Source organism: Ginsengibacter hankyongi (assembly GCF_008710285.1).
Classification (GTDB): domain Bacteria; phylum Bacteroidota; class Bacteroidia; order Chitinophagales; family Chitinophagaceae; genus Ginsengibacter; species Ginsengibacter hankyongi.
This window is the reverse complement of record NZ_VYQF01000006.1, coordinates 162976-189141: the sequence shown is the minus strand read 5'-3', so window position 1 is coordinate 189141 and position 26166 is coordinate 162976. Positions and strand designations below refer to the sequence as shown.

The window sequence follows — 26166 nt, the reverse complement described above, 5'->3', positions numbered from 1 at the left end:
ATGACCAAAAAAAATTAGATTTTTTTTCATTAAGGATAATTTGGTGGCAAATGTGGGCCGGCGTTATTTTATTTTCTGTATATCACTCGTATCATACCTGTAAAAATCACAATCATCTTCATCGCATAATAAATTGCGCAGGGTTTTATCTTTCAACACATCAATATAATCCATTGGTTTTTTATTTATATAAATTGTACTGTATACTAAACGTATACCATGGCTATAATCTACATACCAATTTATATGTCCGGTGTATAATGGCTGTATAGGATTGCCATCCAACTTATGCCAACCATAAATGGCTACTCGATTTGGTTTGTGGTCTCTTATAATTTTACCGGAGATCACCACATCTTTTTTAATACCAGCTATTAATCCTTTTCTTAATCTTCGCTGGCCTTCAATAATAAGATTGTGCTGGTACATAGTGACGGCGCTATCGCGAAAAGCATACATAGGAACAGGCTCGAGTTTCATTTTTGCAGCTTTATAAATATCATTAACCATTTTTCTTGTGGGCAAAAAACAATGCAGGCTATCTGCAATTGATTGCGCCGCCATGGGAGTAAGCGGTATCCTTGCGAAATCTTTATCAGAACCGATAGACAAATAATCAGGCAGCACAAAATAAACTGCATTGATTTTTTTCCCTTTAGAGGTGGTTATGGAAGTTTTAATTTTTACAAATTTCCTTAAGAATGAAGGAACATTGCCATTCATGATTTCCTACTTTTCAATTTCTTCCCGCCCTATCCGGTCAATAGCAAAAACACTTTTATAGAATTCACTTCCCGTTTTATCATTTGATGAACGTTGTGGTAATGAAATGTGCTTTGGCGAATTGCATGCGAAAATGCATATAACAATGATAACCGTAAAAACGCTACGTTTCATACGTTAGACTTGAAAGAAAATGTCTTTAGTTTATCAAAAAAAGATTGAGAACAGGAAGAAAATTTCTATAGCTGTTGTATCAGTTTATTGCCAAAATTTACATAGTCAGCATTTTTTGCTTTCTTAGCTAATTCAATAGTTTTAAGGGCGCTTGCTTTTGCTCCGGCTTTGTCGCCCATAGCTTTTTGAATTTTTGCTTTTTGTAAAAACATATAATAAGCCTTTGGATTTTCAGCAGTTGCATTATTAATATATTCCAAAGCTTTTTTATAATTTTTATCATACTCGAAATAAAAATTAGCCGCCGGGTAATAGGGTTTTTTATCGCCTTGCAATGCGGTTTCTAACTGTTGGCGTATACGCTCTTTAATGTTTGTTTTTATCGGAACAAATACATCGGTATTGGCCCATCTTAAATGTAATTCGCAGCTCTCATTTTTTAAATTTGAAAATTGCATGGTAAATGTTTCAAACCTTTCCTTTGAAATGTTTACAGGAGCTTTATAATGCAAAACATCATCACTTTCCTTAAATCCTTCAGAGCCCGGGTAAGCCGTTCCTTTGCTAAATACTACATCCCATTTAGTTTTGTTAGGAACCGTATAAATAACATATGTTCCTGAATCGAGTGGTGTATTACCAATTGTTACATTATCGCTGAAATGAATTTTTGTAGCAGCATTAGCGCCGGTTCTCCAGGGTTTGCCCAATGGAACCAGTTCGCTGTTGTCACCAAATACGGGGCGACCTTTTATTCCCGGACGGCTATAAGTTAATTCAATTTGGCCAAGACCAAAATCCTGTATAATCGTTTGGGTAGGGCTTGGAGCAGGCATCTTAACCTGTGCATTAGCCGATATAGATAACATTAGAAATGCAAAAGCAATAATTAAAATATTTTTCATAACAATAATTTATGCAAACGTAAGGAAACTTAGGCTAGATAATAATATAAAAGAAAAGCAGGTAATGTTTATATGTTCATCATATTTCAAAACTTTATTCAATTTACCAATTAGCCGTTATCTTCGCTTAAAAGAGTTAATTATGAATTTACATGAATACCAGGCAAAAGAATTGTTGAAAAAGTATAATGTTCCGGTTCAGGAAGGAATCGCTTGCAGCACTATTGCAGAAGCAGAAGAAGCATACCGTTATATTAACAGCCAGTATGGAAGCAGGTTTGTGGTAATTAAAGCACAGATTCATGCAGGTGGAAGAGGTAAAGGAACTATCAAGGGTAAAGATCAACGTGGGGTTGCTGTTGCCAAAAATCTTGAAGACGTAAAGAATATTGCAGGAAACATTTTGGGTGGAACGTTAGTAACAGTGCAAACTGGTGAAGCGGGCAAATTGGTAAGCAAAGTATTGGTTGCACAGGATGTTTACTATGAGGGCCCCGATAAAACAAAAGAAATATATTTATCCATTCTACTTGACAGGGCTAAAGGTAAAAATGTAATTATGTACAGCACCGAAGGCGGTGTAAATATTGAAGATGTAGCGCATGATACTCCAGAAAAAATATTTAAAGAATGGGTTCATCCGGGCGGTGCATTACCTTCATTCCAGGCAAGAAAGATCGGATTTAATCTTGGACTTAAAGGAGATGCATTTAAAAATTGCGTAAAATTTGTAACTAATTTATATAGTGCTTATGTTGGGCTCGATTGCAGTATGCTCGAAATAAATCCTCTGTTTAAAACGAGCGATAATAAAATAATTGCCGTTGATTGTAAAATGAATATTGATGACAATTCATTAATGCGTCACCCGGATGTTGCTGCGCTGCGTGATATAACAGAAGAAGACCCGACAGAAGTGGAAGCTGCAAAATTCAATCTAAATTTCGTAAAGCTTGATGGAAATGTTGGATGCATGGTAAACGGCGCTGGCCTTGCAATGGCAACGATGGACATGATAAAATTAAGTGGTGGTGAGCCTGCCAATTTTTTGGATGTAGGTGGTACAGCTAATGCCCAAACTGTGGAAGCAGGTTTCAGGATAATTTTAAAAGACCCTAAAGTAAAAGCAATTCTTATTAATATTTTTGGCGGTATTGTTCGTTGCGATCGTGTAGCCCAGGGCGTTATAGATGCTTATGAATCTATTGGCAATATTGAAATTCCCATTATTGTAAGGTTACAGGGAACCAATGCAGAAGTTGCCAAAGAACTTATTGATAAAAGCGGACTAAAGGTACAATCTGCTATTTTATTGAGTGAAGCTGCAGATTTGGTAAATAAAGCAGTAGCTTAATTTATTTTACTGGTTCTCTTATGTAAAAATTAAAGCCGCCTTCCTGTTTAATTAACGTGCATCCGTTACAGGTGCTGTCAAATTTTGTGTTGGTTATCTTCACCACAAAATAAGCAGGCCGTGTGATATTTCCTTTCAGCAAGAAATCTTCATCTTTTTCTCCGTAAACAGGGGTTGCTGTTTTTTTTGCGTAAAAATATTGCGCATAACTTTTAAAGCCTATCGGCCACACGTACACGTTTTTTCCCTGCAAACTTGTATAAAAATCAATTGCAGGGCCCTGCGAATACCGTTCGATCTTTGGAACTACCGCCAACAGATACACGAAAAGGCAAATGGCTGTCGAGTAAAAAAGAAAAAGCATGCCTTTCATGTATTCTCTTTTATTAAACATAATAATAGCAGCAATTACCAATACAAAATAAGCTAAGCCAATAAGGCTTTCGTAGCCATTCCATTTTACAGGTACATTAAGACTAGCAACCGCGAACGGATCGTGCAGGTACGGAATAATTAAATTTTTATGAATGGCTATATATGGAACTGCAGCAAGCAAGAATGAAAAAACAAATCCCCCAAACACCAATAATATAATTACATAATTTTTTGTTTTAATATTATTTTCTAAAGTATAATCCAGATAAACAGTTGCAAGAAACGCAAGTGGCATGTACGTAAGAGAAGAGTAATGGACAATTTTTGTTGTGGTGATGCTAAACAAGATCATTACTGTCCAGAAGAGAATTTTCATCAGCAATTTAAAATCGTTTTTCCCATATTTTGGCCCATTGAAAAAAACAGGTAGTGCAATAATCGAAATGGGAAAGCAGCCGATAAACACCACTACAAAATGATAATAAAATGGCTCTCCGTGACTCGCTACCGGGTGTAAGAAAAGGTCTGCCTGGTAAGACAGAAATTCCTTCAAAAACCAGAACCCGTTATTGATTACTTCTATGCCAAACCAAAAAAAACAAACAACAGCATATAGCGCAACGAATACAAGAATTTTTTTGATGTTGGGAAAATTTTTAAACCGCTTAAAAATAAAGTAAACCAAAAACGCTATGAGGAAAACGAGTAGTCCCACCGGGCCTTTTGTTAAAGTTGAAAGGCCAATAAATAAACCAGCTAACGATGCATACAATAGGCTTTTCTTGGAAGATTCAGTGGTTACATCTTTGAACATAAAATAGATGCCTAAAAAAATAAAGTAATTGAATACAGGATCTATAATGGCAGATTTAAAATACAGGTGTGGTAAAAAAGTGCCGAGGTAACTAATGGCCCAGATGAATCCGAACCGTGGATTTTTATATTTTTTACCGATAACAAAAAGGGTGACAAGCGTGATAATTCCAAACAATGCGTTTGGTAGTCTCGCTGCAAATTCGTTTACACCAAACAATTTCATACAACCCGCTTGCAGCCAAAAGAATAGCGGTGGCTTTTCCCAGAAAGGTTGAAAGTTAATCTGTACGCGGTGATAATTTCCGGTAACAACCATCTCTCTTGCTGATTCAGCAAAATTGATTTCATCCCAATCGAACAAGTGAACCCTTCCAAGAAACGGAATAAAAAAAATAATGCCAGACAGGATAATAATAGTCAGGTATGTCTTGCTTTGTAACCGGTTATTCAGGGGGTGAGCAATTTCCATTTATATATTTTGAGCTTCGTAAGAAAATAAAGCACCGAAACTTTTAAAACTCCAAGTCCATAAGTTATACTTCTTCTCAAATTTATAGAAGATGCTTCTTTAAAATATTTTGTAGGGCAGGTGATTTCAGCAATTTCAAAATTGTTATAAAAAATCTGGGCTACCATTTCATTGTCAAAAATAAAGTCATCAGAATTTTGATCGAAATTAATTTTTTTCAATACATCGCTGTGATAAGCCCTGTAGCCTGTGTGATATTCAGAAAGCTTTTGGTTCATTAGCAAATTTTGAAACAGCGTTAGAAACCTGTTTGAAATATATTTATACATTGGCATCCCGCCCTTTAATGCGCCCTTTCCTAAAATGCGGCTTCCAAATACAACTTTGTATAAATCGTTGCCAATAACGGAAACCATTGCCAGCAGCAGCTTTGGGGTATATTGATAATCCGGATGGAGCATGATGACAATATCTGCGTTTAATTCCAGCGCTTTATGATAGCAGCTTTTTTGATTACCGCCATATCCTTTATTTTCGGTATGCTTTATTATATGCTGCAGGCCTATTTTCCTGGCAACTTCAATGGTGTTATCAGAGCTGTTATCATCTACCAAAACAATTTCATCAACTATATCACGCGGAATTTCGGAAATTGTCTTTTCAATTGTATTTGCGGCGTTATAGGCCGGAAGAACAACCACTACTTTTTTATTTTGATACATAATTTTTGCAAATAAAATCTTCTGTCCGGGTCTTCGGAAATTCGCCAAAATTAAATCTTCATAAATTAATAGTTTCAATTCTATAAAAAAAACCGGCAAAGCCGGCTTTATATAGGTGATTCCCCTTTAAAGTTCACGGGGTACGGATTCGATTATTTGGGACTTAGCACTTCAGTTATAACATGAATTGTGCCGTTATTATTGGTGCTTATATTATGTACGAATGAATTGTACAATTGGATTTCATTTCATACTAATACTATCAGTAATGGTTACACGATATCCTCCTTATAAACTTTAAGTAAGGAGACAGGAGAGAAATTTAAAATCAAATTTTGGCAATTACATACATCTGGTCCATAGTAGGGGTGGGGCTGCCGCCAGCTTTTTCTAAAGTAATGGCAAATGCCTGGGCGCTTCCAAATGTTTTCATTTTTTGTATATGATAAATGCCTTGTTTGGTGCTTATCATTCCCGCATCAACGGGCTTGCCATCTATAATTGCCCATAACTGGTATTGCTTACCGGCCGGCGCAGAAGGTAAATTTGAAGGATCGACATAAACCTCGCCGGTATTTTTCATCCAGTAAATTTTTGCAAGCGCATCCGGTGCATGAGGCGTTCCTTTTAATACAACCGGTAATGAATTTTTATCGCTCATTACATTAATATCAGTTTTCATGGCCAGGTTAGCTTGTTCATTTTGCCTTAATTTTTCCTGGGCCACCTGCAACTCATTATTTGCAGACTGGTATTTAGAATAATACGAATAGTTAAGCGCTACACTTCCAATTAATACAATAATTATTGCCGCTGCAGCAACTTTAAAGTAAGTTGGTATGCGATAAACTTTTTGTGGTGCAGGCGCAGCTTTAATTGAAGGAATCTTATTGGCATCCGCTGATTGCTCTGATGCTATGTGAGAAAATATTTTATCTTTTACAGAAGAAGATGGCACTATTGCATGTGCCTTTGCATACGATTCAAGCGATGCTTCTATTGCATCAAGTTCCTGCTTTATTTCAGGATACTGATTTACCCAACCTTCTACCTGGCGGGTTTCTTCTGCTGAAGTTAAACCCATAGCGTATAATTCAAGTAAACCAGATGATATGATGCCTTCTTTGTTCAATTTATTTTAACACTTTTCTTAATTCAATAATTGCGGTTCTCATTTTTGTTTTTACAGTTCCCAGTGGAATATCCAATGTTTTTGAAATTTCCTCCTGCGTTAATCCACCAAAATAAGCAAGATCTATAATCTGTTTCTGATCGTTTTTGAGAAGGGTTAAATGCTTTCTTATTCCAAGTGCATCGAAGCTTTCAGCGGTATTTGCTTTGTCGCTGATATTATTTACGGCATTCTCCGAATTTTGGATTTTAGATTGCTTCTTATATCCCTTACTTCTAATGGTATCGATGGTTAAATTTCTTGTTATATTTAACATCCACGTAAATAACCTTCCTTTATCACTATCATAATTTGAAAAGTTATTCCAGATTTTTATAAATGCTTCCTGCAATACATCTTCTGAAAGTTCGTGATTTTCCAGCATTTTATAAATAACGCCATATAAAACGGACGAATAATTATCGTACAAATAAGAAAATGCGGATTGATCCCTGTTTTTCAAAAGGTGTACAAGTTCATCCTCGCTATATTTCTTTACGTCCTGCAAAAATTTTTATATAATATGAAAAAATGGTTGGCTAAAAACGGGAAAATTAAAGATATGATATTTTATAATTCATCAAAATATTAAACTCGATTAATGTTCCGGTTAAAGATGGGTAACATTTTAAAAAACATATTGTTCATTTTTCAAAATAACAAACGCTGCCGCCCACCCAGTCTTTATCCGCATTATATCTTACGCCAATCATTTTCCCCTTGCTAAGCCTTGCAAGGTTAGTAACAGCAACCGGCCTTTCCATATTGTCTTTCCAGAAATAAAAGATTCTTATTTCGGCTTTTGCAGGGGTGTTGGGCGTTTTAATTACATCTGCATATTTTACTTTGCGTTGCAATATCCAGTTTTCAGGATCAGCCACTTTTTCAATATCCTCTTTTGTTACATCAATAATTACGCCCTGGCCGGCAAAAGAAAACAGCGGTTTTAATACAAAATTTTCCAGGTCACCGGGTGATTGCTTCACTTCATTAAGGAAAAAAGTTTCCGGAACATAAGGATGGTTTATAAACGGAAGAGTGAATTTGCTGATACGGTAAAACCAGTTAGGGTGCGGTATCCATTCCACATCAAGTGGCTGCGTTATGTCAACAATATTTCCCAGTTTTTCTTTTAACTGTGTAAGTTCATCGAATATAACCCGGTTATAAATTCTTTTTACTTCAATTTTCTTCTCATCTTTTTTATAGAATAATTTTTTCCCTTCCTGTATCAATTCCGTAAGGCAAACGATGGGTATTTTCAGATAATCCTGCGTGCAATAGAAATCAATTCTCGTTTTTTGTTCATGCGGTTTTATCTCAAGCAGAATAACATTTTCGGGATTATGATTTCCTAAAATTATATCTCTTAAAAACTGCAGGTACGTATCAGCGTTATATCCATTAAGATAGTTGCTATAGTCAGCAGGTATATTATAATATTTTTCTATTATTTGCGGGTAATAAACCTGGAATCCGAATAAGGAAGGAAAACCCTGCATTTCTATAAGCTGGGGTTCCAGTTCGCCATTTTTGTTTTCACAAATTCCAAAATCAAACGCAATACAATGTGGATGGTCATTCTCACCGGGTACGTTTTCACCCCGGGGAACTGCACGATCAGTAAGCTTTTTAAACGCAGGATCTTTAATGAAATCGATAATAGTCTCGCAGGCGCCGAGCATTTTATTGGTAAAGTCTTTGGGGATAAATACCGGCGTTTCGGCTATTCGAAATTCAATAGCGCCTGGGTGTTTACTGTCCAGATCTTTTAAAAAATCTTCATATTTTTTTTGCGTAAAGTTTTTATTGAATTGTTCCCTGAGTGCGGGTATCATAGCATTTTTAATTTTAGAAAAAAGAATGAATGAAAGGTAAGAAAATTAAAAATGTATTACGGGGTGAGCAAAACAAAATTTTACATTTCATGAAACACGAGACTGTGTTATGCAGGGACCAGGGAGAAACTATTGAGGGCAATATTTAAAAAGTTGGGAAGAATATGCGCATAAGTCCACAATATTTTTTCAGGGTCATTCAGTTGTTCAATCATAGATTTCCATTTTTGTTCCCCATGATTTTCTATAACCGTTTTCTTTTTTTCTTCTGTTTGCAAATACATGCTCATACCAACTGCATCCGCTTCGGGATGAAACTGGGTGCCAATAAAATAATCGCTGAACCGAATGCCCATAATCGCTCTTTCATAAGGCAAATGAGGTCGGTCTTTTTCAATGCATAATATTTTTGCTCCCTTATAAAGTATGTTCATCCTTGGCTCAATAACCTGGTAATCGCGGCTGTCAACCGCATAAAAAGGATCTGCCATTCCGTTAAATACCGGCTCTTCTTTTCCTTCTTCCAAAAGATGTATAGGGAATACGCCAAACGAAGTTGATTTTCTTGCGCATACGGTAGCGAGCTGCCAGTGCCTGCATACTAATTGAAACGAATGACAGATAAAGAAAACATATTTCTTTTGCAACTGCATGGCATCATCATTCCACTTCTCTACATCGGATAACCATTCAAAATATTTTTTTTCCCATTCTGAACCCTCGCTCTCCAGCGGGCTGCCCGGGCCCCCGGAACTTATGTATATATCATAACTTAAATCAGGAACGCTGTGTTGCAAACGCACATCAAACTCCTGCAATTCAATATTTAGTTGATTTATTTCGCCAAACTGCTTAATTATTTCACGGATACCTCTCATGCCTTGGTTAGTCGCTCCTTCATATAAATCCAAAATAGCAATACGTACGGTTTGCTTGTCAATTAAATTCATCGGGCAAAGATAAATTATTTATAAAACTCAAAAGGTATCCGATTCTTTTCGAGCTATGCCTGTAGATATTTTGTTTATTAATTTATCAGGAAAGTATTTGTAAGGGCAAAAACGAATACGGGTCTATCGAAAATCTTTTTTCAAATTCCATGTATTGCTCGCCGAGTTCAAGCTCTATAAATGAGGCGCCTTCACGTATTTCCCAGAGGTATAGCTTTTTATGGGCAGCATATTGATTAAATATTTCAGGCAGCATTTTAGGAAGAAGGCCGTTCCAGCAGGCTACCTCGAGTTTCTCTTTTTCACTAAGGTGGTTATAGCTAAGTCCATCGCTGGTTTCGCAAAACTTACCTGAAGTAAAGCTTGTTCCTGTTACTAATAAAATTTCCTGTTGTGTAGAATTTGTTTCCATAATCTTTATTTTAAGCTTTCAATATTAAGACCTGTAAATACGGTTAGGTTTTAAAGTAAAACCAAAATATTGTGTTAAATACTTTGATGAAATAAAAACACGAAATAAAGGATTAGTGCTAAAAAATTACATTGGCAGAAGGATTATCGTGTATGCGACAACGTAATTAAGTAAGCGAAGATTTTTAAAAAGATAATGGGAATTCAGGAAGAGGTTCTTGTGTGGCGATAAAATTAAAAAACATTTTTTTTATTTGCAAGATTGGCCGCAAATTATAGTAGAAGTACGTGAATTTCGATACTTTAAAAAAATAATTTAAGTAAGATTGGTGAGCTTTAAACTTAAATTTCTTAATTGCTTCCTTGCATCCATATCGTACGCCTGCGCATTTGCTTTTGCTTCATTCTTTACATTGAAATATTCTCCCGTAGTATTTTTTAATGTGGGAGATGTTGCAAGATAAATTGTTGCATCGGCTCCGCTTTGCGCTGTGCCATGCGGCTTTATACCAGCGTCGTGCACCATGTTTGTATCAAGATAAGTTCCGGGATGCAGACTGTTTACTGTAACATTATCATTCTTTAATTCATCTGCAAGATCAATGGTGAACATAATAAGTGCAAGCTTACTTTGCGTATAGGCTGTAAGACCATCAAAGCTTTTTTCAAGCATAATATCTTTAAAGTTAACAGGGGATTGGCCCGCTGAGGCAACATTTATAATGCGTGAAGGCGCTGCATTTTTTATTGCAGGTAACAAAAGATGGGTTAAAAGGAAAGGCGCAAGATAGTTGACTGTGAATCTTGTTTCAGTTCCATCTTTGCCATAACGGGACGCAGCAAAACCTGCTCCTGCGTTATTGATCAAAATATTAATTTTATCATGCTTTGCTAGCACATCGTTTGCAAGTTTGCGAACATCGTCCATTGACGACAGATCAGCAATATAGCCTTCAACATTTTGATTGCCACTTGCAGATTTTATTTCTTCAATTACTTTATCAAGCTTTATTTTATTTCTTCCATGAATAAGAATGGCAGCATCTTTATTTAGTTTTGCAAGGTCGCGGGCTGTAAGCTTTCCTATGCCATCCGTTGCGCCTGTTATGAATATTGTTTGTGCGCTCATAATTTATGCTTTTTTATAACGATTGTATAACCTGCATGATATCGTTTCTGCCCCAATGGTCAACATATTTCCCGTCGCGTAAGCGAACTATATCAATCACATTCATTTCAACAGCTTTACCTGTTGCTGCATGTCCCATTATTTCACCGGTATGTTTTGCATGAATTATTTTACGTGTTGTCACTAAATCATTTTCTGCAAGTTGCTCGTAAATGTCGATACGAATATCACTAAATCCTTTGTGTATCATTCCTATAAACTGTATTAAGCCTGTTACATCGTTTCGAACATTTCCTGCCGCGGTATGATTCTTAAAATCATCTGCAACAATTTCTTTTAATACTTCTGTATTTCCTTTTTCTATAAATTCTTTATTAAATCTAAGAACGACTTGCTTATTTTGTTCTGTTGACATTTTAATTACAGTAATTATTAAATATAAATTTTACAAAAATACTTATCAATGTACCTACTATCCCTTTTACAGCCCCGCTAAAAACTGGTCATGTACATAATCAACGACAGCCGGGAGGCTATTGGTTTGCTCATATACTTTTAATTGCCTGTCTGCGCCGGTTCCTTCTTCCATCATTTTATGCACGTTACTAACGGCGTTGCGTATCCCAAGCGGGCCGGTTACGTCATCAATAAAATCCAGCAACTCATAAATAAGCACTCTTGTATTTACTTCTGTTTCTTTACCAAAGTCAATCATACTGCCTTCGATGCCATAGCGGCCTGCACGCCATTTGTTTTCGTTTATTAATGCACGGGGGTAAATGATGAAATTTAAATTCTGCGTACGCAGTTTATACAACTTGGCGCATATTCCCTGGAATAAAGCCGCAATGGTAATAGTTTCCATAACGGTCATGGGTACATCGCATATTCGAAACTCAACCGTGTTAAAAAAGGGATGCACACGCAGATCCCACCAGATCTTTTTTGCATTGTCAATGCAATTGGTTTTTACCAGCAACTTTACATAATTATCATACGCTTCTATACTGTCAAAAAAATCGGGTATGCCTGTCCGTGGGAACTTGTCAAAAACCTTTGTGCGGAAAGATTTATAGCCGGTAAGTCTTCCCTCCCAAAAAGGGGAGTTGGTGCTTAATGCATAAATGTGAGGTAAAAAATACCGGGCAGAATTGGCAATATGAATAGCCATTTCCCTGTTTTCCATTCCTACGTGCACATGTAAGCCAAAAATAAGATTGCTCCTTGCAGCTTCCTGAAGCTCATTTACTATTTGGCTATACCTTGCGTGATCAGTAATCAACTGGCTTTCCCAATGGCTGAAGGGATGCGTACCCGAAGCGCCCACCCATAAGCCAAGGCTCCCTGCAATGGCGCTTATCGTTTTACGCAACGTAGCCACATCCACATAAGCCTCATCAATATCCCGGCAAATGTCCGTACCTACTTCTACAACGGCCTGGTGCATCTCTGCTTTCACTTTGTCTTTAATAACTTTTTCACCTTCCTGCACAATCTTCTGCTCATGGCTTTTAAGCTCACGGGTTACAGGGTCTATCACCATGTATTCTTCTTCTACGCCTAACGTAAAATGTTTATAGGAAATGCCTGACATGTTTTGAATTAAAAATTATGAATTTTTCATTATCAATTATCAATTATCAATTAATATAGCTTCTTTCCATCTGCACTTCTTCTAACATATTCGCCCCAGGTTAAATTATCTTTTTCATCTTCGTGAGCCTGGGCTTTTTCAATGGCATAATTTGCTGCGGTTTCCACTACCCAGTCAAAATTTTCTTTGCCAACACTGCTAAGCTCGGCATCAGGTGCAGGATTACAGAAATCAATGGCATAAGGCACTCCATCACGTAAAGCAAGTTCAACCGTATTGAAATCGTAGCCCAGGTATTTATTGATTCGTAAAACAATATCGGTCATCAACTCAAGCCTTTTATTATCAGGTTTAAAACCGGCTGCATACCTTAAATGGTGCGGATTGCGTGGTTCATAAGGCATTATGCGAACATACTTTCCGCCAATACAATAGCAGCGGTAATATTCATCAAATACAATTTCCTCCTGCAGCATCATTATCAGTTCACCCGTTTCGCCATGTTTATTAAATAAGTCCTGCGGGTCAGTTACTTTATATACATTCTTCCAGCCGCCGCCTGCATGAGGTTTCATGTACGCAGGAAAGCCAATGTAACTAAAAATGCTCTCCCAATCCAAAGGGTAGGCAAGGTTAGAAAAAGATTGATCACTGGTATCTGCCGGTAAACTTTTAGAAGGAAGAATTACCGTTTTCGGAACCGGCACCTCTATTTTTGTTGCAAGACAATTATTAAAAAATTTTTCATCGGCACTCCACCAGAAGGGATTATTAATAACTGCGGTTCCACATAATGCTGCATTTTTTAGAAACGCCCGATAGAAAGGAATGTCCTGCGATATGCGATCTATAATTACCGAATACCCGCTGCTTTCGCCCTGCATTACTTTATTTATGTGAACAGGCTCCGCTGTAATTCCATCTATATTTTTACTGTTAATTCTTTCAATAAAAGCTTCAGGAAAACTTCGTTCCTGTCCGAATAAAATTCCAATTTTTTTCATGAGTATTTTTTTGAGTGATGGATTGTTTTGGTAATAATGATTGAATTTTCTTACATAATTTTTTCAATCCCAATTTAGTAAAATTAAATTTCAGAACAAGTAACCTCTTCTTGTATTTACAATTTTAAAATCTATTTTATTTATTTTTGGCTGCATATGCATATAAAAAGAGCCGCCCTTATAACTGCTGAAATCCATGTTCTGCAATCAAAATTATTGGACAGGGAAGTTACGTTAAGCGTGTATTATCCTTCCTATAACAATACATTGCACGAAATGGAGATGCTGTTGATTAATGACGGGCAGGATCTTGAAACAATGAATTTTGAAAATATACTTACCAATCTTTATAATCACAGGGAAATTCGACCGCTTTTTTTTGCAGGCATTAGTTGCGGAGCTAATCGGAAAAACGAATATGGTACCGCAAAAATTTTAGATTATGCCGGGAGAGGCAACAAAGCTGCATTATACCAGCAGTTTATTTTTGAAGAGTTATTACCTTTTATTAAGATCAACTATACATTCGTTTCTTTTAAAGAAAAATCTTTTTGTGGTTTTTCCCTTGGTGGCTTAAGTGCCCTGGATATTGTTTGGAACCACCCGGAAGAATTTAAAAATGTGGGTGTATTCAGCGGCTCATTTTGGTGGCGCAGCGTTAGCCAGGATGATCCTTTGTTTGATGAGTACAGCGATAGAATTATGCAAGCGCAAATAAGAAAGGGTAATTATTATCCGTGGCTAAAATTCTTTTTTGAAACAGGAACCATGGATGAAACTGCCGATAGAAATAATAATGGTATTATCGACTCAATAGATGACACCATTTCTCTTATAGATGAACTTGTAAAAAAAGGTTATCGTGACCAGGAAGACATTCTCTATATGGAACTGAAAGATGGTAAACATGATGTTCCTACCTGGGGCAAAGCTTTTCCCTATTTTTTAAGATGGCGGTGGGGCAAGTAGTTCCATTCTGCAAAATCATTTAACCCTGGTCGTTAGTTAACATTGGTTTCGTATTCAATATAACTTGTTTTACAATTTCAGAATATAATCACTAAAAAAATCAAAGTTGAAATTGAGCTCCTATAAAAATTTGGTAATCGCCTGAGCCACCGGGACTGCTTGTGTAAACTCCCGTTTCCTTTGTTATAATTTTATCAAGTGCGCTTTGTTTTACTTTATGTGAAAGTAAGAATGGGACATAACTATAAATAGATACACTTTTAAATTTATAGATTACGCCGGGCTCCGCCGAGAATGTATAACCCGAACGACGTATTCCATCACTCTTTCCAATCAGGTCATAAACCGGTGCGCCCTCATCTCTTATGCCTGCTGAAAAAGACCAGTTCTTTACATCATAATTTAAGCCTGCACGTATTGAAAATACATCAATCACGCTCACATCATACGCTCCCAGCAAAATGTTTGCTGCAGTCTCTGGTTTACCCATTGTATATTGCGTCCCGTTTACATCGGTAGGATTTGCCAGGTAATAAAAGTTGCCATAAAGACTAATATTTTTTTTTGAATTGAGGAAATAATAAGTATTTAATTCTGCGATAATTCCTGTTCCTCCGTCACCCAATTCGATGGAAGGGTTAAGTATAGATAATACTCTTGTAGTATCATTTCTGTAAAAGTATCCCTGCTTTTTAAAGTCACCAGTGGGGAACTTAATTCCAAATCCTAACTGGATATTGCCTCTTCGATTCTCAGATGGCTTCAACAACCATTTCAATGCGGTAAATTGTAGATCGCCCATGCCAAAGGCGCTCGTAGTATGCCTTGTGGTGTTTGGGCCGCCATGCTCTGCGTTTGAAGTACGGCTGTTTGCTGAAATAGGAAAACCTAAATCAAGCGACCAGCCATGAGGCAACAATCTGGTTACGGCAAGATCCATTGAGAAAGATTCAATTACATTTTGATTTCGAGGAGGTGTTTTTAAATCTACTTTTCCTTTATAATCGCGATAGGCTTTAAAGTAACGGTTATTGATGCTGACTTGCCAGTTAGCCATAGAAAATGATTTACTGGTTACATTGTATTGTCCTAGCCCTGACACGTTACGGACGATAATGCATCCTTGCGATTTTGCTAAATGCCCTACTAACAATAAGGCATTTAGAATAATGATAACCCTTTTCATGTTGGTTGATTTATGATTTTTAATAAATATTTTTTTCGTTCTTCACGCCTTCTTTTTAATTCCTTTATTATCGTTGGAAGATGGCAATGACGATATATTTAAAAGCTTGTTTACATTTTGTTTAAAAAGCCTGCTTACCGGTAATTCTTTACTGCCCACCTGTATACTGTCAGCATTATAAGAATCAATTTTGTTAATGGCAATTATAAATGAGCGGTGTATTCGAATAAAGTTGTCTTTCGTTAAGGTTTCTTCCAGGGTCGATATGAGTTGTTTGGTTACAATCGTTTTTGAGCTGGTAATAATTTTTACGTAGTCACTTAAAGCTTCTATATAAAGAATATCATTTAAAAGAACCTTTATCATTTTACGGTCAGCCCTTACGTATAACCACGGAGCAGATGTTTCCGAAATTAGCTCGTTGGTTTGATAAACAGATTCCGGTGCTACTATATCGGTTTGGAAAACTTTATTCACCGCTTTAAGAAAACGTTCAAACGAAATAGGTTTTAATAAATAGTCGACCGCATCCAGCTCAAAACCTTCAACAGCATATTTCCGATAAGCCGTGGTGAAGATAATTTCGGGAGATTTCTTTAACGTGCGGATAAAATCCGTGCCCATAATTTGGGGCATTTGTATATCAAGAAAAATCATATCCACGTGGTGCTGTTGCAGCATTTGTAATGCCTGCACTGCATTAGCACAACTGCCTACCAACTCAAGCGAATCAACAGAATTTATATATTTTTTTAATACCGATAATGCAAGCGGTTCATCATCTACGGCAAGGCACATTATTTTTTTATTGATCATAACTTAATTTTTGTTAAAGATTGAAGCATGCATGTATTGTTCGGCAGCAGGATATTGAGTTTCAAGTTTTACTTTCATGTGTACGGTAAAGAGGTTGCCCGAGGATTGAATATCTAATGTGTGCCTTCCGGGGTAAAGGAGCTGTAGTCTTTTTCTAACGTTCAATAAACCGATTTTTATTCTTCCATTTTCTTTTTCCGCAACAGCCAGCAGGCTGTTACTGATTTTAAATGTGAGCCATGTTTTTCCTGTTTCAATTAACAGTTCTATCCTTGCTGTATCAATTGTTTTGCTGGCACCATGCTTAAAACAATTTTCAACAAAGGGTATCATTAATAGCGGCGCTATCATAAGCTTATCTTCCGGGTTATGTTTTATATCTACCACCATTACCAGCCTGTCGCCGTATCGTATTTTTTCAAGCCCTATATAATCGAGAAGCATTTTAATTTCTTTGGTTAGCAATACATAATGCTGTGCGCCTTCATTTTCCATATACAATACCATCCCTGATAATTTTTTTATAGTTATTGCGGCCTTTTGTGAGTCATCGAGCGTAAGCGAATAAATATTGTTGAGTGTATTAAACAAAAAATGCGGGTGCACCTGCGCCTTCAATAATTGTAACTCAGCCTGCGAATTTTCTTTCATCAGCATTTCATTTTCTCGTTGCTTTTTATACCAGTTCTTATAATATTTTACTGAAAGAATAAATGCACATGATACAAGGGATCCCGTAAAATGAATGTTACTGTAGATAGAAAAATACTTTGTTTGAAAGAGGTTCAATGGCTTCACATTATTTACATTAAAAAATACGGGCGAAGCAGTATCCGACCATATGTAATAAAAATCATAATAAGTGATCCAGTAGATCGCAAATAAAAAGAGTGCCAGCAAAGCAAAAAACGCTTTGTACTTCATCTTTTGTAAGTAAAATGGCACTAAGTAATAAATAAGAGGATAGCAAAAGACTATTTGCAATAGCGTGCGGTTAGCCGATACCCCCGCCTGGTAAATGATAAAATTCTTCATCCCTATTTCCTGCGGCGATTGATTTCTTAACTGCGTACACGCCATATAAAGAAACCAGCAAAGCCAAAAGATACAATGCCTGGCAATACGTTTGCCGCGTTCATTAGAAAATATGAAATCGTGTATCGTCATAGCAAAACCGGTTCCTTTATACTTTTTTTATTAGCCGTGGCAATGTCGTCGAGTTCCAGCATCAGTAATATATTGCTGGTGCCATTTTCTATATACATATCAAAACTGTGAGCGCCTGCGTATAGTAACTCTATCCTTTTTAAAGAGGTTATCCAACTGTAATCGGGGTTAATACTTTTTAATTCACTTCCTGAATTATCGCCGCATTCTAATTGAAAATATAATTCGCGTTTATCAGTTTTAATATTAAGATTGAGGTTAAGCTTTTGGCCTGTTGTTTTTAGAAATCTTTCAAAGCAGTTTTCAATTAACGATACCAATAGCAGGGGTGCAATTACTAAATTTCCCTTTTCAATGTTTTGATCGAAGTTGATGCAAAGCACTTCAGGATAAAACGTTTTTTGTAAACTGAGATACGCTTTCATCATATCAAGTTCCTTCTCAACCGGCACCAGGTCTTTTTCGTATAGGATATAACTCAGCAGGTCAGATAATTTTAGCACCGAGCCCGGAGATTCAGCAGATTGCTTACGGACAAGAAAGAAAATGTTTTCCAAAGCATCGTATAAGAAATGAGGCTGAAACTGTGTTTTCAATAAGAGTAGTTCTGTATTGATCTTTTGCCTTTGCAATACTTCATTTTCTTTCTGCTCAATGTGCCAGTTTTTAAACAACATAATAATAGTAGTTAATACGCCCGATGTAAGCGGAAGCCCTATGCCATAACGCACCGGTTGAAACCACCTGAAAGTGACCGGTAGCTCATTATAAGAAATATTTGTAGTGAGACGGGCCAGTAGGACGGTAATCAGCCATGCCAATAAAAAATAGATCACGGAAAGCCCTGCTGTTATTAAGAGTAAGCTTACATATTTACCGCGAAGTATATACCGGGGCAATAAAATGTATATGGAAACATACACCGATATAACGCTTACCGGGCATTGCGGTATGTTTTGCTGCTCCATAAATCTTGCGTGGTACCGGGAATAAGATTAACGTAGTAGAAATAAACTAAAAATACAATCCAGAAAATAAGATGCCTTGTAAGGCGGTGTGATAACCGGTTGGAGAATATGAAATCATAAGCCTTCACATAATTGTTTCTCTCTTAAAATTATCTATTGGTTATTCAAAAAGCAATAGTTATTCAATAAAATAGACCAATTCATTTATTGAAAAGGCGAAGGCATTTCGTCGTCGGTAAAAGGTAATTACACCATTGTTTCCGTTTGTTACCATGTAATTAAGGTAATAGAACGAAATAGGGAAAATAAGTGTTCTGAGCAGATTAGATTTAAATCTGTATTCAATCTAAAAATATAAATTATCATGAAAGCTTTACTTAATAAAAAGTTTGTTTATTCCTTTAATATCTCCATCTAATGTTTGTCAACAGCAATGGCTGCTTTAGGTAGTCTGTCACTAAATAAATAAATTTTTGTCATTCTCATTCAACCATTTTTCATTAATAATTTAAAAAGAACAGTTATGAAACAGAATTCAAAATTAATGCTGCTCCTTATAGGAGTATCACTTATTATCTTCACCGGGTGCCAAAAAGACAACAGCTTGGTTTCTCCTTCGGCTCCTTCTGCTGTAAACAACGCAACAGCTTTGACGCCTGGGGCCAATTCAGTAAATTCAGAAGCACCGGCCGACGTCTTTTTAACAACCACGACATTGACTTCCAGCGGAGCAGCTCCGCAAGTAGTGAAAACAGGCTCTTTTGTTGCCAGTGCGCAACTTGGAACGTCAGGGACTTATGTGATGACTATAGATTTCTATGGCATGGCAATTCACTGTACTACTGTATTTACACCTGCCGGAGGGGATCAATTCACTACCTATTCTGAATGTCAAATGACAACTTTTACAGGTCAGTGGCGTATTATAGATGGAAAAGGTGCATATGCTAATCTTCAGGCTAATGGATCCATTATAATGAAAACCGGCCATGAGTATTGTACAGGAAGAATCTTTTCAGAGTAAGTATCAACGCCCGGAAGAGTAGAATTGAAACGAACAAAACGGCCGGTGCATAAAGACTGCATACATTGGCATAGAGCAGGCAATTCCAGGTTGCATTCATTACCAGTCCTCTATTGATGCGGGATTAATCCAGGGAAGAAACGTTACCGCAAATATTTTTGACAGAGTGGTTTTTCACCAGGACGACAATAAATAGAGAGGGAGTAAGAGATTGTTGTGAGATGGTTTTTAGCAACAATCTCTTTTGTATTTCATTATCGTTAATTGTTTTTCCTTATCACGCTTATCTTTCCCGTTCGCTCCATAAAAATCTCATCAATATTATCAAGGTTGTTCTGGCTCATGCTTATTCTTACTTCTTCAATAACATCCCCGTAGCTTAAAGCGCATCTTTTTAAATTTTTATCATTAAGAATACCGTCTTTATAAAGGGAAAGCGGTTTACCCTTTACCAAATGGCTCAGGAACTGGTTGCTTACACTTATGCGTGCAATTAACCTGTGAACGACTACCAGCGCGGCAGATGCAGCAACCGTGGCTATAAATGGAGAAGCGCCCACCACAGCCCGGGCTAAAACTGCGCCAAGCATTATCATAACGCACGTATCGAAAGCTGATTTAATACCAAACACCCGCATGCCGGTATAACGGAGAAGGATAAGTGCAATAAAAAATATAACTATTGCACGAAGGCTCATTTGCAGTGAAGTGAGGTTTTGCCCCTGGCCAAAAAGATCGTATATCGTGTGCATATCGTATGGAATTAATAGTTAATTAAAAAACCCAACTGGAAATTATTATAAATATCCGTGATTCAGGATTGCCTGTAAAATATTTCCTGCTCACTTTTCCAGCTAAAGAAAATGTTGCCGGCAATTGTTACCCATGGCATTTAATTAAAAAAAAAGAATTAATATTTACAAAACCTCCTTTATTATACCTACCACAGAGCATCGTACAGCCGTTGCCGGTAGCCATTAAAAAACAGCAGATAATAAGCTCATTTACACCGGCGCCTTACCATCAATAACTTTCGTAATCGTTGGCCCTGCCTTGGTTTTTTTAAACAAAATAATTATATTTATTCTACCAATTGCCGGAACGCTAACTAATTATTAAACTAACTTCTTGTACATTGATCTTTAATTTAATTATTGCCCACAGCCACCCGGTTATCATGGCTATTTTGCACAACGTATTGCGATCTTACCGGGGCGTTCAAATCATCAGTAAAATCACCACCGCTTCAGCGCTGCTAAAGGCGGCCATTGCTCTTAGCCCGGACATTATTATTGCAGATATAGGCCTTGCGGAGCGGAAAGAATTTACAGCCTTGCAGAAGCTTGCCATTCGCACCCGGTCATTCAAAATTATTTTGCTATGGCAGCAACAGGATCAACATAAAGTGGCGAAGGCTATAGCTGCCGGCTGTATCGCATGTATTAAGCAGGATGCCAGCCCCACAGCAATTATTCTTGCTGTAAAAATGGCAATGAAGGGACAGGCATTTTATTGCAGCCAGACAGAGCTGGCCATGACCGCCGGCAACAACCGTCCCGGTACAAGTAACAATAATAACCGGATGCTTAATGAAAAATTTATCATTGTATTGTATTGCAGCCGCATGGGATGGTCCATTAAAGAAATAGCTGTAGCCGCAAACCTTAGTAAAGAAACCGTATATACTTACCGCAAGAGATTAAAGAAAATGCTTGGCTCCCTCAATGCAGCCACTATAGATGACTTTATGAGAAAGAATGGTTTGAACTTTTTATGAACCATGATTAAGAGGATTATAAGATTACCATGAACTTTTCTGAACCTTGATTAAAAAGGATTATCAGATTACCATGATTCTCCCCGCTTATTAATCCTGAGAATCCTTTAATCAGGTAAATCATGGTTCAGACAATCACAAAAAAAAAGCCACCTTACGGCAGCAATTTTTTTGAATGAGGCTTGGTTAATTAATTATTGAGAAATACGATTTAGAACAATACTTGTCTTCTGTTGCTGGTAGCTGCCCACAGCTACCACGCGGCAATAATACGTGGTTCCGCTGGTGAGCCCTGTAAAAGTGTAAGAAGTAGTGGTGGCCGGTATGCTTACCCAGCTTTCATTTGCAAGTGATGCATCTGAAGTGTATTGGTACAAGTAGCTTGAGGCGCCCTTTACTCTCCTGAACTTGAACGTAAGTTCGCCGCTTCCGCCGCCATCCAGCAGCACCACGTATCCAGGTGCATCCAGGGCCACAGGCTCAGGAACTTTGTTAAGGGTGAAGCCGCTTTTTGCCAGCAAATCCTCGGCTCCCTGTGCTGTAAGGTTTACATAATCTGCAAGCTGGCTCAGCAGCAGCAGGAGGTTTTGTTTACTAAGGTTTTTCATCACCACCTGCACTTTGTCCCTGCCCGCAGCTGCCTGGAGCAGTTCGGCATAGATACCTATTGCGGTATTAATATCTGCAAGGGGTGGGGTGGGTGTTGGAAATTCAGCAATGGCATTGGCCATTGATGTGGCTACATTTTGCGAAAACGTTAATAGATTCGCTTCAGCTAATTTTTTAAAGGATTTAACCACCTTTCTTAAAAACTTTTTCATAAGAATTTAATTTTTTGTTTAAGCCCCATTCATCTCAAATGAGGCTGCTAAATTGCTTTGTTATCACATACCCGTCAAGTCCCAATATTGGGACATAATAAAAAAGCCTGTAATTGCGTTGCCGGGCCGGAATGCCCGTAAATACTGCATTTCATTAAAGTCGTGTGCCCCGGATATTTTTTTATGATACCCGTAAAAAATATTATTTATCCACATTTCCGGGCCATAAATGCACCCAAATTGAATTGCTAACGGTGCAGGGTAGGGGCCGCCGGGCTCAAAATATTGTTTGAAAAAGTTCTTCAGACATAAATACCATGACCCTTGTATAATGATACTATGACCTTAGTACATATATACTATGACCATTTTATCATGATACTACGACCTTAGTACATATATACCAGGACCATTGCATAATGATACTACGACCTTAGTAGATATATACTATGACCATTGTATCATGATACTACGACCTTAGTACATATATACCATGACCATTGTATCATGATACTACGCCCCTGGTATCATGATAAATTCCCGATTTTGTGGTGTAAAAAGCACCCCTTAAACCACCGGAAAATGCAAGCGAATTTAATTTTTGATTTATATAAATAAGTAGAAAGTAATATATTTGAAATCTCTACATTGAAAAACTAACTGATAGGATAGACGCTGCTTGCTTGACCGGGTTGGTTACAACTTTAATAACTGAAATAAATGGTATATCGAAATGAAAGGGTTTTTTGGATTGAAAGTTTCGTGTAATATATAAATACAAAATTGCTTGCAATTACTTGACCTGACAAAAATGAATTATTATTATGGGGTATGAAGTTCATATTATAAGAAGAGATGACTATGAAAATGATGAAGAAGATAGCTCTATAACCATGGACGAGTGGTTAGAGTATATTTCAAATGACCCAGAACTAAATTTGACAAACGGTTATAAATTAGATATACCAAACGTTGAGACTTCATGGGAGGAAAACCCGGGATTTTGCCTCTGGACTGGTCACTCAGAAGGCGTACCGAGTGAGTCACTATGGTTTGACTTTTGGAAAGGGACTATTAGTGCTAAATATCCTGACGACGAAACCATAAAGAAAATGCTATCAATTGCTAAAGCCTTAAATGCAAGGGTTCAAGGTGACGATAATGAATTTTATGACGATAGCTATTTTAAGAATAAAAAGAATTCTGAAAGTAATGAAACCTCTGAAAGTCGTCAAATACAAGCAGACAAAAAACCCTGGTGCAAATTTTGGTAGGCAAAAGTATAGATTTGCTAAACTCAGCGAATGTGGGTGTTCCCCTCATTACGAGGCAAGATGTTCTTGATGCGGTGACCGGAGATCAATCGCCGGCTCGCACGAACGCATGAGGTGGGCTTGCGAAAGAAGGAGACTTACGCTGGCTGGAGTAGCAGATCAAGCGCACTTTCATTATTGCGCATTTGTATATATCTTCATTAATAATTTTTCAACTGGGCTAACGTTGTGGGCTAAACGAAATAAATTCCAGCAACCCCAGCCCTATCGTTATAGACAACTTTCATGGACACAGACTACACAATAAAAAAATTAAGAGAGCAGCGACTAAAAGTTAACCAAAATGATACGGAAGTTTGGCTTAAGACCACCTATTCTTTTTTAGAAGAATACTTCAAAAGCTACTCACCAAGAGCCGGCAATTTTCACGAACTTATATATGATTTTGCGACTAAGAAAATATTCGGCTTTAAGCCCGGTGAAATCGCAATTATTAAAAACCAAGCGATACAGTATTTAGACGAAAACATTCAGTATTTAGAAGAGCAGTTGGAAAAAGAACGAAAGGATTCTATCCAAAAGGTAGCATTGGCAAAACAGTATAAAGAACAACAGGCCCGAACTGAAACAAACAAACCAATGGCAATTCCGCAAACACAACCTGAAATTATTATTAAAATGAAGACACAACTACCATTTGGTATTGCTCCGGCGTTTTTCTGGACAGTTTTTGCAGGATTAATTTCTGCAGCTTTCATTTTAGGCCAAAGCATTGGCAGTTCAAAATTTGATAGAGAGAAAAGCGATTATTATGAAGATTTGAAAGTCCTAAGGCAAGACACCGTCAATTTGAATAGGACAATATTGTTAAAGGATTCCATTGTTTTACAAAAAGATTCTATCATTAAAAATAAACAAGACAGCCTGATTCAGATGGATAAAATATTGACGGGGTTTTCATTACTTTTAAGTAATCAACAAACCAAATAACGCTGCTTATAACAAAGCGGCTTGCAGCTATGGTCGCAGATGTGCAACTTTCGTAATCCTATCAGCTACAGGCCCTGCAGAGTTTCATTAGTGTCTCAGCGGGGTTTTCCGCATACAAATCTTCAAAAATCAAAATCATTTTCCCGTAACCCCGATGCCAAAGGAATTTGCGCATACCCGAAGCCGGGCTTTTCCATTATGCGAAATTTGGGTGAACTGCAAAGCCTCATTTTTTGTAATATGAACAGCAGCCCCGGCAGCGTTTCATATTTGAGCTTTTGTACATATCTTCATGAATAGCTTTGCAACCCCGTAGGCTTGGGTGGACTAACGGTATGGGGTGAACGCTATAATTCAATATAGCAGATATTCGCCGGCGTAAGCGGGAAGCAGACCAATACTTTCAGGATGAAATTATTATTCGCAATCATTTTTGTTTTTCTCGCTTTAGGTTCTTTTGAACAGTCACGAAACGATGTCGGGCAAAAGTTAGTCCGGCAGTTTGAACGTATTTTGTATTGGCGAGACTTCGACGGCGACAGGAAGAATATTAGCGTGTATGACTCACTGCTAGATGCTAATGATCAGTTTGAGAAAAGCCTTTTAAACGTCACTTCTAAGAACCCTAAGAGTATCAGCTTTGAATTCAAGCAACTAAAAGAACGGGGATTATGGATTTCCACTTCTGACGATGGATTGTTTCGTATTTATTCGTGGGACACCTGGACTGGGGGCACAATGCATTTTCAACAGAATATCTTTCAATATAAATCAGGCGAAAAGATTTTTGCAAGAATACTTCAAGATTCCCTGAACGAGGAAGACCACTATAGTGTCAAATGGTATATGCGAATTTATACTGTCAAGACATCCGTTCATACATATTATTTGGGACTTTATGATTGTACTTATTCTTCGAAGGACGCATATCAGGGTGTAAAAGCCTTCGCTATAAACGATACTCTTTTAAACGACTCAGTTAATTTGATTAAGACAGGCACCGGAATTAAAAATAATCTTGGTTTTGACTACGACTTCTTTTCGGTAGTGGATAGAAAGCAAAGGCCTATCTACCTGATTTCTTATGACAAAGAAACAAAGACGTTAAGGATACCTATTGTGCTCGACGAAGGCAAAGTAACTAATAGATTTATCGATTACAGATTTAAAGGAAGATACTTCGAGAGAAAAGCATAATACGATTACTGCCTCAGCGGGGTTTCCCACTTACAAACCTCCAAAATAAAAATCTCTTTCCAGGAACCCCGATGCCGAAGGAATTTGCGCATACCCGAAGCCGGGCTTTTCTGTTATTCGAATTTGGGGTTAGCATAGGGGTTATACGTTTACTTTATAGCAAGTTAAATTCTATACTTTGTAAACCCCGTCAATACAAATCTTGCTTTAGAAGCCAGGAATTGTTATGAGCTTTTGTTGTTATCTTCATTAATAAATTATAAATCATCGCTCCGGCAGAACGTTTATTGAATATCGTGGCTTGGGCACTACCTACTGTTAGCGGTAATTTTAGACAGACCT

27 protein-coding genes are annotated in these 26166 nt (G+C 37.3%); 7 read left to right on the top strand and 20 right to left on the bottom strand.

Annotated features, from left to right (window positions below; genetic code table 11):
- Window positions 1–63: 63 nt before the first annotated feature.
- From FW778_RS23260 to FW778_RS17780, 3 genes are all read right to left on the bottom strand, one after another.
- Window positions 64–723 carry a hypothetical protein gene (locus FW778_RS23260; RefSeq protein WP_202552332.1) on the bottom strand — a complete coding sequence of 220 codons (660 nt, stop codon included), beginning with the start codon at window positions 721–723 and terminating at the stop codon, window positions 64–66.
- A gap of 6 nt (window positions 724–729) precedes the next feature.
- Window positions 730–897, bottom strand: a complete 168-nt coding sequence (locus FW778_RS23255; protein WP_202552331.1) for a hypothetical protein — start codon at window positions 895–897, stop codon at window positions 730–732.
- A 65-nt stretch (window positions 898–962) separates the two neighbouring features.
- A complete protein-coding gene (locus FW778_RS17780; protein ID WP_150416203.1) occupies window positions 963–1802 on the bottom strand; it encodes a DUF2911 domain-containing protein in 840 nt (279 codons plus the stop codon).
- A gap of 142 nt (window positions 1803–1944) precedes the next feature.
- Between FW778_RS17780 and sucC the strand changes: the two genes are divergently transcribed.
- Window positions 1945–3156 (top strand): ADP-forming succinate--CoA ligase subunit beta, encoded by a 1212-nt coding sequence (gene sucC, locus FW778_RS17775; protein WP_150416202.1) that lies wholly within the window; start codon window positions 1945–1947, stop codon window positions 3154–3156.
- A 1-nt stretch (window position 3157) separates the two neighbouring features.
- Here sucC and FW778_RS17770 read toward each other — a convergent pair whose 3' ends face one another.
- The 11 genes from FW778_RS17770 to FW778_RS17720 all read right to left on the bottom strand — a co-directional run bounded on the left by FW778_RS17770 (window position 3158) and on the right by FW778_RS17720 (window position 13635).
- The gene (locus tag FW778_RS17770; RefSeq protein WP_150416201.1) at window positions 3158–4816 is read right to left on the bottom strand and encodes an ArnT family glycosyltransferase; all 1659 of its coding nucleotides are present in this window, start codon (window positions 4814–4816) and stop codon (window positions 3158–3160) included.
- Entirely contained in the window at window positions 4795–5538 is a 744-nt protein-coding gene (locus tag FW778_RS17765; RefSeq protein WP_150416200.1) for a glycosyltransferase family 2 protein, read from the bottom strand. Before FW778_RS17765 ends, FW778_RS17770 begins: the two co-directional genes overlap by 22 nt.
- A gap of 328 nt (window positions 5539–5866) precedes the next feature.
- Entirely contained in the window at window positions 5867–6670 is an 804-nt protein-coding gene (locus tag FW778_RS17760; RefSeq protein WP_150416199.1) for an anti-sigma factor, read from the bottom strand.
- 1 nt (window position 6671) lies between these two features.
- Window positions 6672–7217 carry an RNA polymerase sigma factor gene (locus FW778_RS17755; protein ID WP_150416198.1) on the bottom strand — a complete coding sequence of 182 codons (546 nt, stop codon included), beginning with the start codon at window positions 7215–7217 and terminating at the stop codon, window positions 6672–6674.
- Window positions 7218–7353: 136 nt separating this feature from the next.
- Entirely contained in the window at window positions 7354–8547 is a 1194-nt protein-coding gene (locus FW778_RS17750) for a hypothetical protein (RefSeq protein WP_150416197.1), read from the bottom strand.
- A gap of 107 nt (window positions 8548–8654) precedes the next feature.
- Window positions 8655–9497 (bottom strand): type 1 glutamine amidotransferase, encoded by an 843-nt coding sequence (locus FW778_RS17745; RefSeq protein ID WP_150416196.1) that lies wholly within the window; start codon window positions 9495–9497, stop codon window positions 8655–8657.
- 85 nt (window positions 9498–9582) lie between these two features.
- A complete protein-coding gene (locus FW778_RS17740; protein ID WP_150416195.1) occupies window positions 9583–9909 on the bottom strand; it encodes a hypothetical protein in 327 nt (108 codons plus the stop codon).
- A gap of 315 nt (window positions 9910–10224) precedes the next feature.
- Window positions 10225–11037, bottom strand: a complete 813-nt coding sequence (locus FW778_RS17735) for an SDR family oxidoreductase (RefSeq protein WP_150416194.1) — start codon at window positions 11035–11037, stop codon at window positions 10225–10227.
- 13 nt (window positions 11038–11050) lie between these two features.
- Window positions 11051–11452, bottom strand: a complete 402-nt coding sequence (locus tag FW778_RS17730) for an ester cyclase (protein ID WP_150416193.1) — start codon at window positions 11450–11452, stop codon at window positions 11051–11053.
- A gap of 66 nt (window positions 11453–11518) precedes the next feature.
- Window positions 11519–12631: a carboxylate-amine ligase gene (locus FW778_RS17725; protein ID WP_150416192.1), complete on the bottom strand. Its 1113-nt coding sequence runs from the start codon at window positions 12629–12631 to the stop codon at window positions 11519–11521.
- A gap of 50 nt (window positions 12632–12681) precedes the next feature.
- On the bottom strand, window positions 12682–13635 hold the full coding sequence (locus FW778_RS17720; protein ID WP_150416191.1) for an ATP-grasp domain-containing protein: 954 nt from the start codon (window positions 13633–13635) through the stop codon (window positions 12682–12684).
- A 156-nt stretch (window positions 13636–13791) separates the two neighbouring features.
- Here FW778_RS17720 and FW778_RS17715 point away from each other — a divergent pair, with 156 nt between their 5' ends.
- Complete coding sequence (locus FW778_RS17715) at window positions 13792–14604, top strand: alpha/beta hydrolase (RefSeq protein WP_150416190.1); 813 nt, start codon at window positions 13792–13794, stop codon at window positions 14602–14604.
- Between the two features lie 100 nt (window positions 14605–14704).
- On the opposite strand, the gene FW778_RS17710 is transcribed toward FW778_RS17715, so the two are convergent.
- From FW778_RS17710 to FW778_RS17695, 4 genes are read right to left on the bottom strand one after another with little or no spacing between them, the layout of a single operon-like run.
- Window positions 14705–15790 (bottom strand): hypothetical protein, encoded by a 1086-nt coding sequence (locus FW778_RS17710; protein ID WP_150416189.1) that lies wholly within the window; start codon window positions 15788–15790, stop codon window positions 14705–14707.
- 42 nt (window positions 15791–15832) lie between these two features.
- Window positions 15833–16606, bottom strand: coding sequence for a LytR/AlgR family response regulator transcription factor (locus FW778_RS17705; protein WP_150416188.1), 774 nt, complete (start codon window positions 16604–16606; stop codon window positions 15833–15835).
- 3 nt (window positions 16607–16609) lie between these two features.
- Window positions 16610–17773 carry a sensor histidine kinase gene (locus FW778_RS17700; RefSeq protein ID WP_150416187.1) on the bottom strand — a complete coding sequence of 388 codons (1164 nt, stop codon included), beginning with the start codon at window positions 17771–17773 and terminating at the stop codon, window positions 16610–16612.
- Window positions 17770–18741 carry a sensor histidine kinase gene (locus FW778_RS17695; protein ID WP_150416186.1) on the bottom strand — a complete coding sequence of 324 codons (972 nt, stop codon included), beginning with the start codon at window positions 18739–18741 and terminating at the stop codon, window positions 17770–17772. The genes FW778_RS17700 and FW778_RS17695 overlap by 4 nt, the downstream gene beginning before the upstream one ends.
- Before the next feature lie 523 nt (window positions 18742–19264).
- Between FW778_RS17695 and FW778_RS17690 the strand changes: the two genes are divergently transcribed.
- Window positions 19265–19765: a hypothetical protein gene (locus tag FW778_RS17690; protein ID WP_150416185.1), complete on the top strand. Its 501-nt coding sequence runs from the start codon at window positions 19265–19267 to the stop codon at window positions 19763–19765.
- 260 nt (window positions 19766–20025) lie between these two features.
- On the opposite strand, the gene FW778_RS17685 is transcribed toward FW778_RS17690, so the two are convergent.
- Entirely contained in the window at window positions 20026–20517 is a 492-nt protein-coding gene (locus tag FW778_RS17685; protein ID WP_150416184.1) for a DUF421 domain-containing protein, read from the bottom strand.
- Between the two features lie 383 nt (window positions 20518–20900).
- Between FW778_RS17685 and FW778_RS17680 the strand changes: the two genes are divergently transcribed.
- Window positions 20901–21542 (top strand): DNA-binding response regulator, encoded by a 642-nt coding sequence (locus FW778_RS17680; protein WP_150416183.1) that lies wholly within the window; start codon window positions 20901–20903, stop codon window positions 21540–21542.
- A gap of 194 nt (window positions 21543–21736) precedes the next feature.
- On the opposite strand, the gene FW778_RS17675 is transcribed toward FW778_RS17680, so the two are convergent.
- Window positions 21737–22363, bottom strand: a complete 627-nt coding sequence (locus FW778_RS17675; protein ID WP_150416182.1) for a fibronectin type III domain-containing protein — start codon at window positions 22361–22363, stop codon at window positions 21737–21739.
- An 824-nt stretch (window positions 22364–23187) separates the two neighbouring features.
- Here FW778_RS17675 and FW778_RS17670 point away from each other — a divergent pair.
- The 3 genes from FW778_RS17670 to FW778_RS17660 all read left to right on the top strand — a co-directional run bounded on the left by FW778_RS17670 (window position 23188) and on the right by FW778_RS17660 (window position 25824).
- Entirely contained in the window at window positions 23188–23637 is a 450-nt protein-coding gene (locus FW778_RS17670) for a hypothetical protein (RefSeq protein ID WP_150416181.1), read from the top strand.
- Between the two features lie 285 nt (window positions 23638–23922).
- Window positions 23923–24627: a hypothetical protein gene (locus FW778_RS17665; protein ID WP_150416180.1), complete on the top strand. Its 705-nt coding sequence runs from the start codon at window positions 23923–23925 to the stop codon at window positions 24625–24627.
- Window positions 24628–25035: 408 nt separating this feature from the next.
- Window positions 25036–25824, top strand: coding sequence for a hypothetical protein (locus FW778_RS17660; RefSeq protein ID WP_150416179.1), 789 nt, complete (start codon window positions 25036–25038; stop codon window positions 25822–25824).
- The last annotated feature ends 342 nt before the right edge of the window (window positions 25825–26166 follow it).

Excerpts from the sequence above, each read along its gene's own strand:
- FW778_RS23260 (WP_202552332.1), bottom strand. The coding sequence starts at position 723 with ATGAATGGCAATGTTCCTTCATTCTTAAGGAAATTTGTAAAAATTAAA.
- FW778_RS23255 (WP_202552331.1), bottom strand. The coding sequence starts at position 897 with ATGAAACGTAGCGTTTTTACGGTTATCATTGTTATATGCATTTTCGCA.
- FW778_RS17780 (WP_150416203.1), bottom strand. The coding sequence starts at position 1,802 with ATGAAAAATATTTTAATTATTGCTTTTGCATTTCTAATGTTATCTATA.
- sucC (WP_150416202.1), top strand. The coding sequence starts at position 1,945 with ATGAATTTACATGAATACCAGGCAAAAGAATTGTTGAAAAAGTATAAT.
- FW778_RS17770 (WP_150416201.1), bottom strand. The coding sequence starts at position 4,816 with ATGGAAATTGCTCACCCCCTGAATAACCGGTTACAAAGCAAGACATAC.
- FW778_RS17765 (WP_150416200.1), bottom strand. The coding sequence starts at position 5,538 with ATGTATCAAAATAAAAAAGTAGTGGTTGTTCTTCCGGCCTATAACGCC.
- FW778_RS17750 (WP_150416197.1), bottom strand. The coding sequence starts at position 8,547 with ATGATACCCGCACTCAGGGAACAATTCAATAAAAACTTTACGCAAAAA.
- FW778_RS17745 (WP_150416196.1), bottom strand. The coding sequence starts at position 9,497 with ATGAATTTAATTGACAAGCAAACCGTACGTATTGCTATTTTGGATTTA.
- FW778_RS17740 (WP_150416195.1), bottom strand. The coding sequence starts at position 9,909 with ATGGAAACAAATTCTACACAACAGGAAATTTTATTAGTAACAGGAACA.
- FW778_RS17735 (WP_150416194.1), bottom strand. The coding sequence starts at position 11,037 with ATGAGCGCACAAACAATATTCATAACAGGCGCAACGGATGGCATAGGA.
- FW778_RS17730 (WP_150416193.1), bottom strand. The coding sequence starts at position 11,452 with ATGTCAACAGAACAAAATAAGCAAGTCGTTCTTAGATTTAATAAAGAA.
- FW778_RS17725 (WP_150416192.1), bottom strand. The coding sequence starts at position 12,631 with ATGTCAGGCATTTCCTATAAACATTTTACGTTAGGCGTAGAAGAAGAA.
- FW778_RS17720 (WP_150416191.1), bottom strand. The coding sequence starts at position 13,635 with ATGAAAAAAATTGGAATTTTATTCGGACAGGAACGAAGTTTTCCTGAA.
- FW778_RS17715 (WP_150416190.1), top strand. The coding sequence starts at position 13,792 with ATGCATATAAAAAGAGCCGCCCTTATAACTGCTGAAATCCATGTTCTG.
- FW778_RS17710 (WP_150416189.1), bottom strand. The coding sequence starts at position 15,790 with ATGAAAAGGGTTATCATTATTCTAAATGCCTTATTGTTAGTAGGGCAT.
- FW778_RS17705 (WP_150416188.1), bottom strand. The coding sequence starts at position 16,606 with ATGATCAATAAAAAAATAATGTGCCTTGCCGTAGATGATGAACCGCTT.
- FW778_RS17700 (WP_150416187.1), bottom strand. The coding sequence starts at position 17,773 with ATGACGATACACGATTTCATATTTTCTAATGAACGCGGCAAACGTATT.
- FW778_RS17695 (WP_150416186.1), bottom strand. The coding sequence starts at position 18,741 with ATGGAGCAGCAAAACATACCGCAATGCCCGGTAAGCGTTATATCGGTG.
- FW778_RS17690 (WP_150416185.1), top strand. The coding sequence starts at position 19,265 with ATGAAACAGAATTCAAAATTAATGCTGCTCCTTATAGGAGTATCACTT.
- FW778_RS17685 (WP_150416184.1), bottom strand. The coding sequence starts at position 20,517 with ATGCACACGATATACGATCTTTTTGGCCAGGGGCAAAACCTCACTTCA.
- FW778_RS17675 (WP_150416182.1), bottom strand. The coding sequence starts at position 22,363 with ATGAAAAAGTTTTTAAGAAAGGTGGTTAAATCCTTTAAAAAATTAGCT.
- FW778_RS17670 (WP_150416181.1), top strand. The coding sequence starts at position 23,188 with ATGGGGTATGAAGTTCATATTATAAGAAGAGATGACTATGAAAATGAT.
- FW778_RS17665 (WP_150416180.1), top strand. The coding sequence starts at position 23,923 with ATGGACACAGACTACACAATAAAAAAATTAAGAGAGCAGCGACTAAAA.
- FW778_RS17660 (WP_150416179.1), top strand. The coding sequence starts at position 25,036 with ATGAAATTATTATTCGCAATCATTTTTGTTTTTCTCGCTTTAGGTTCT.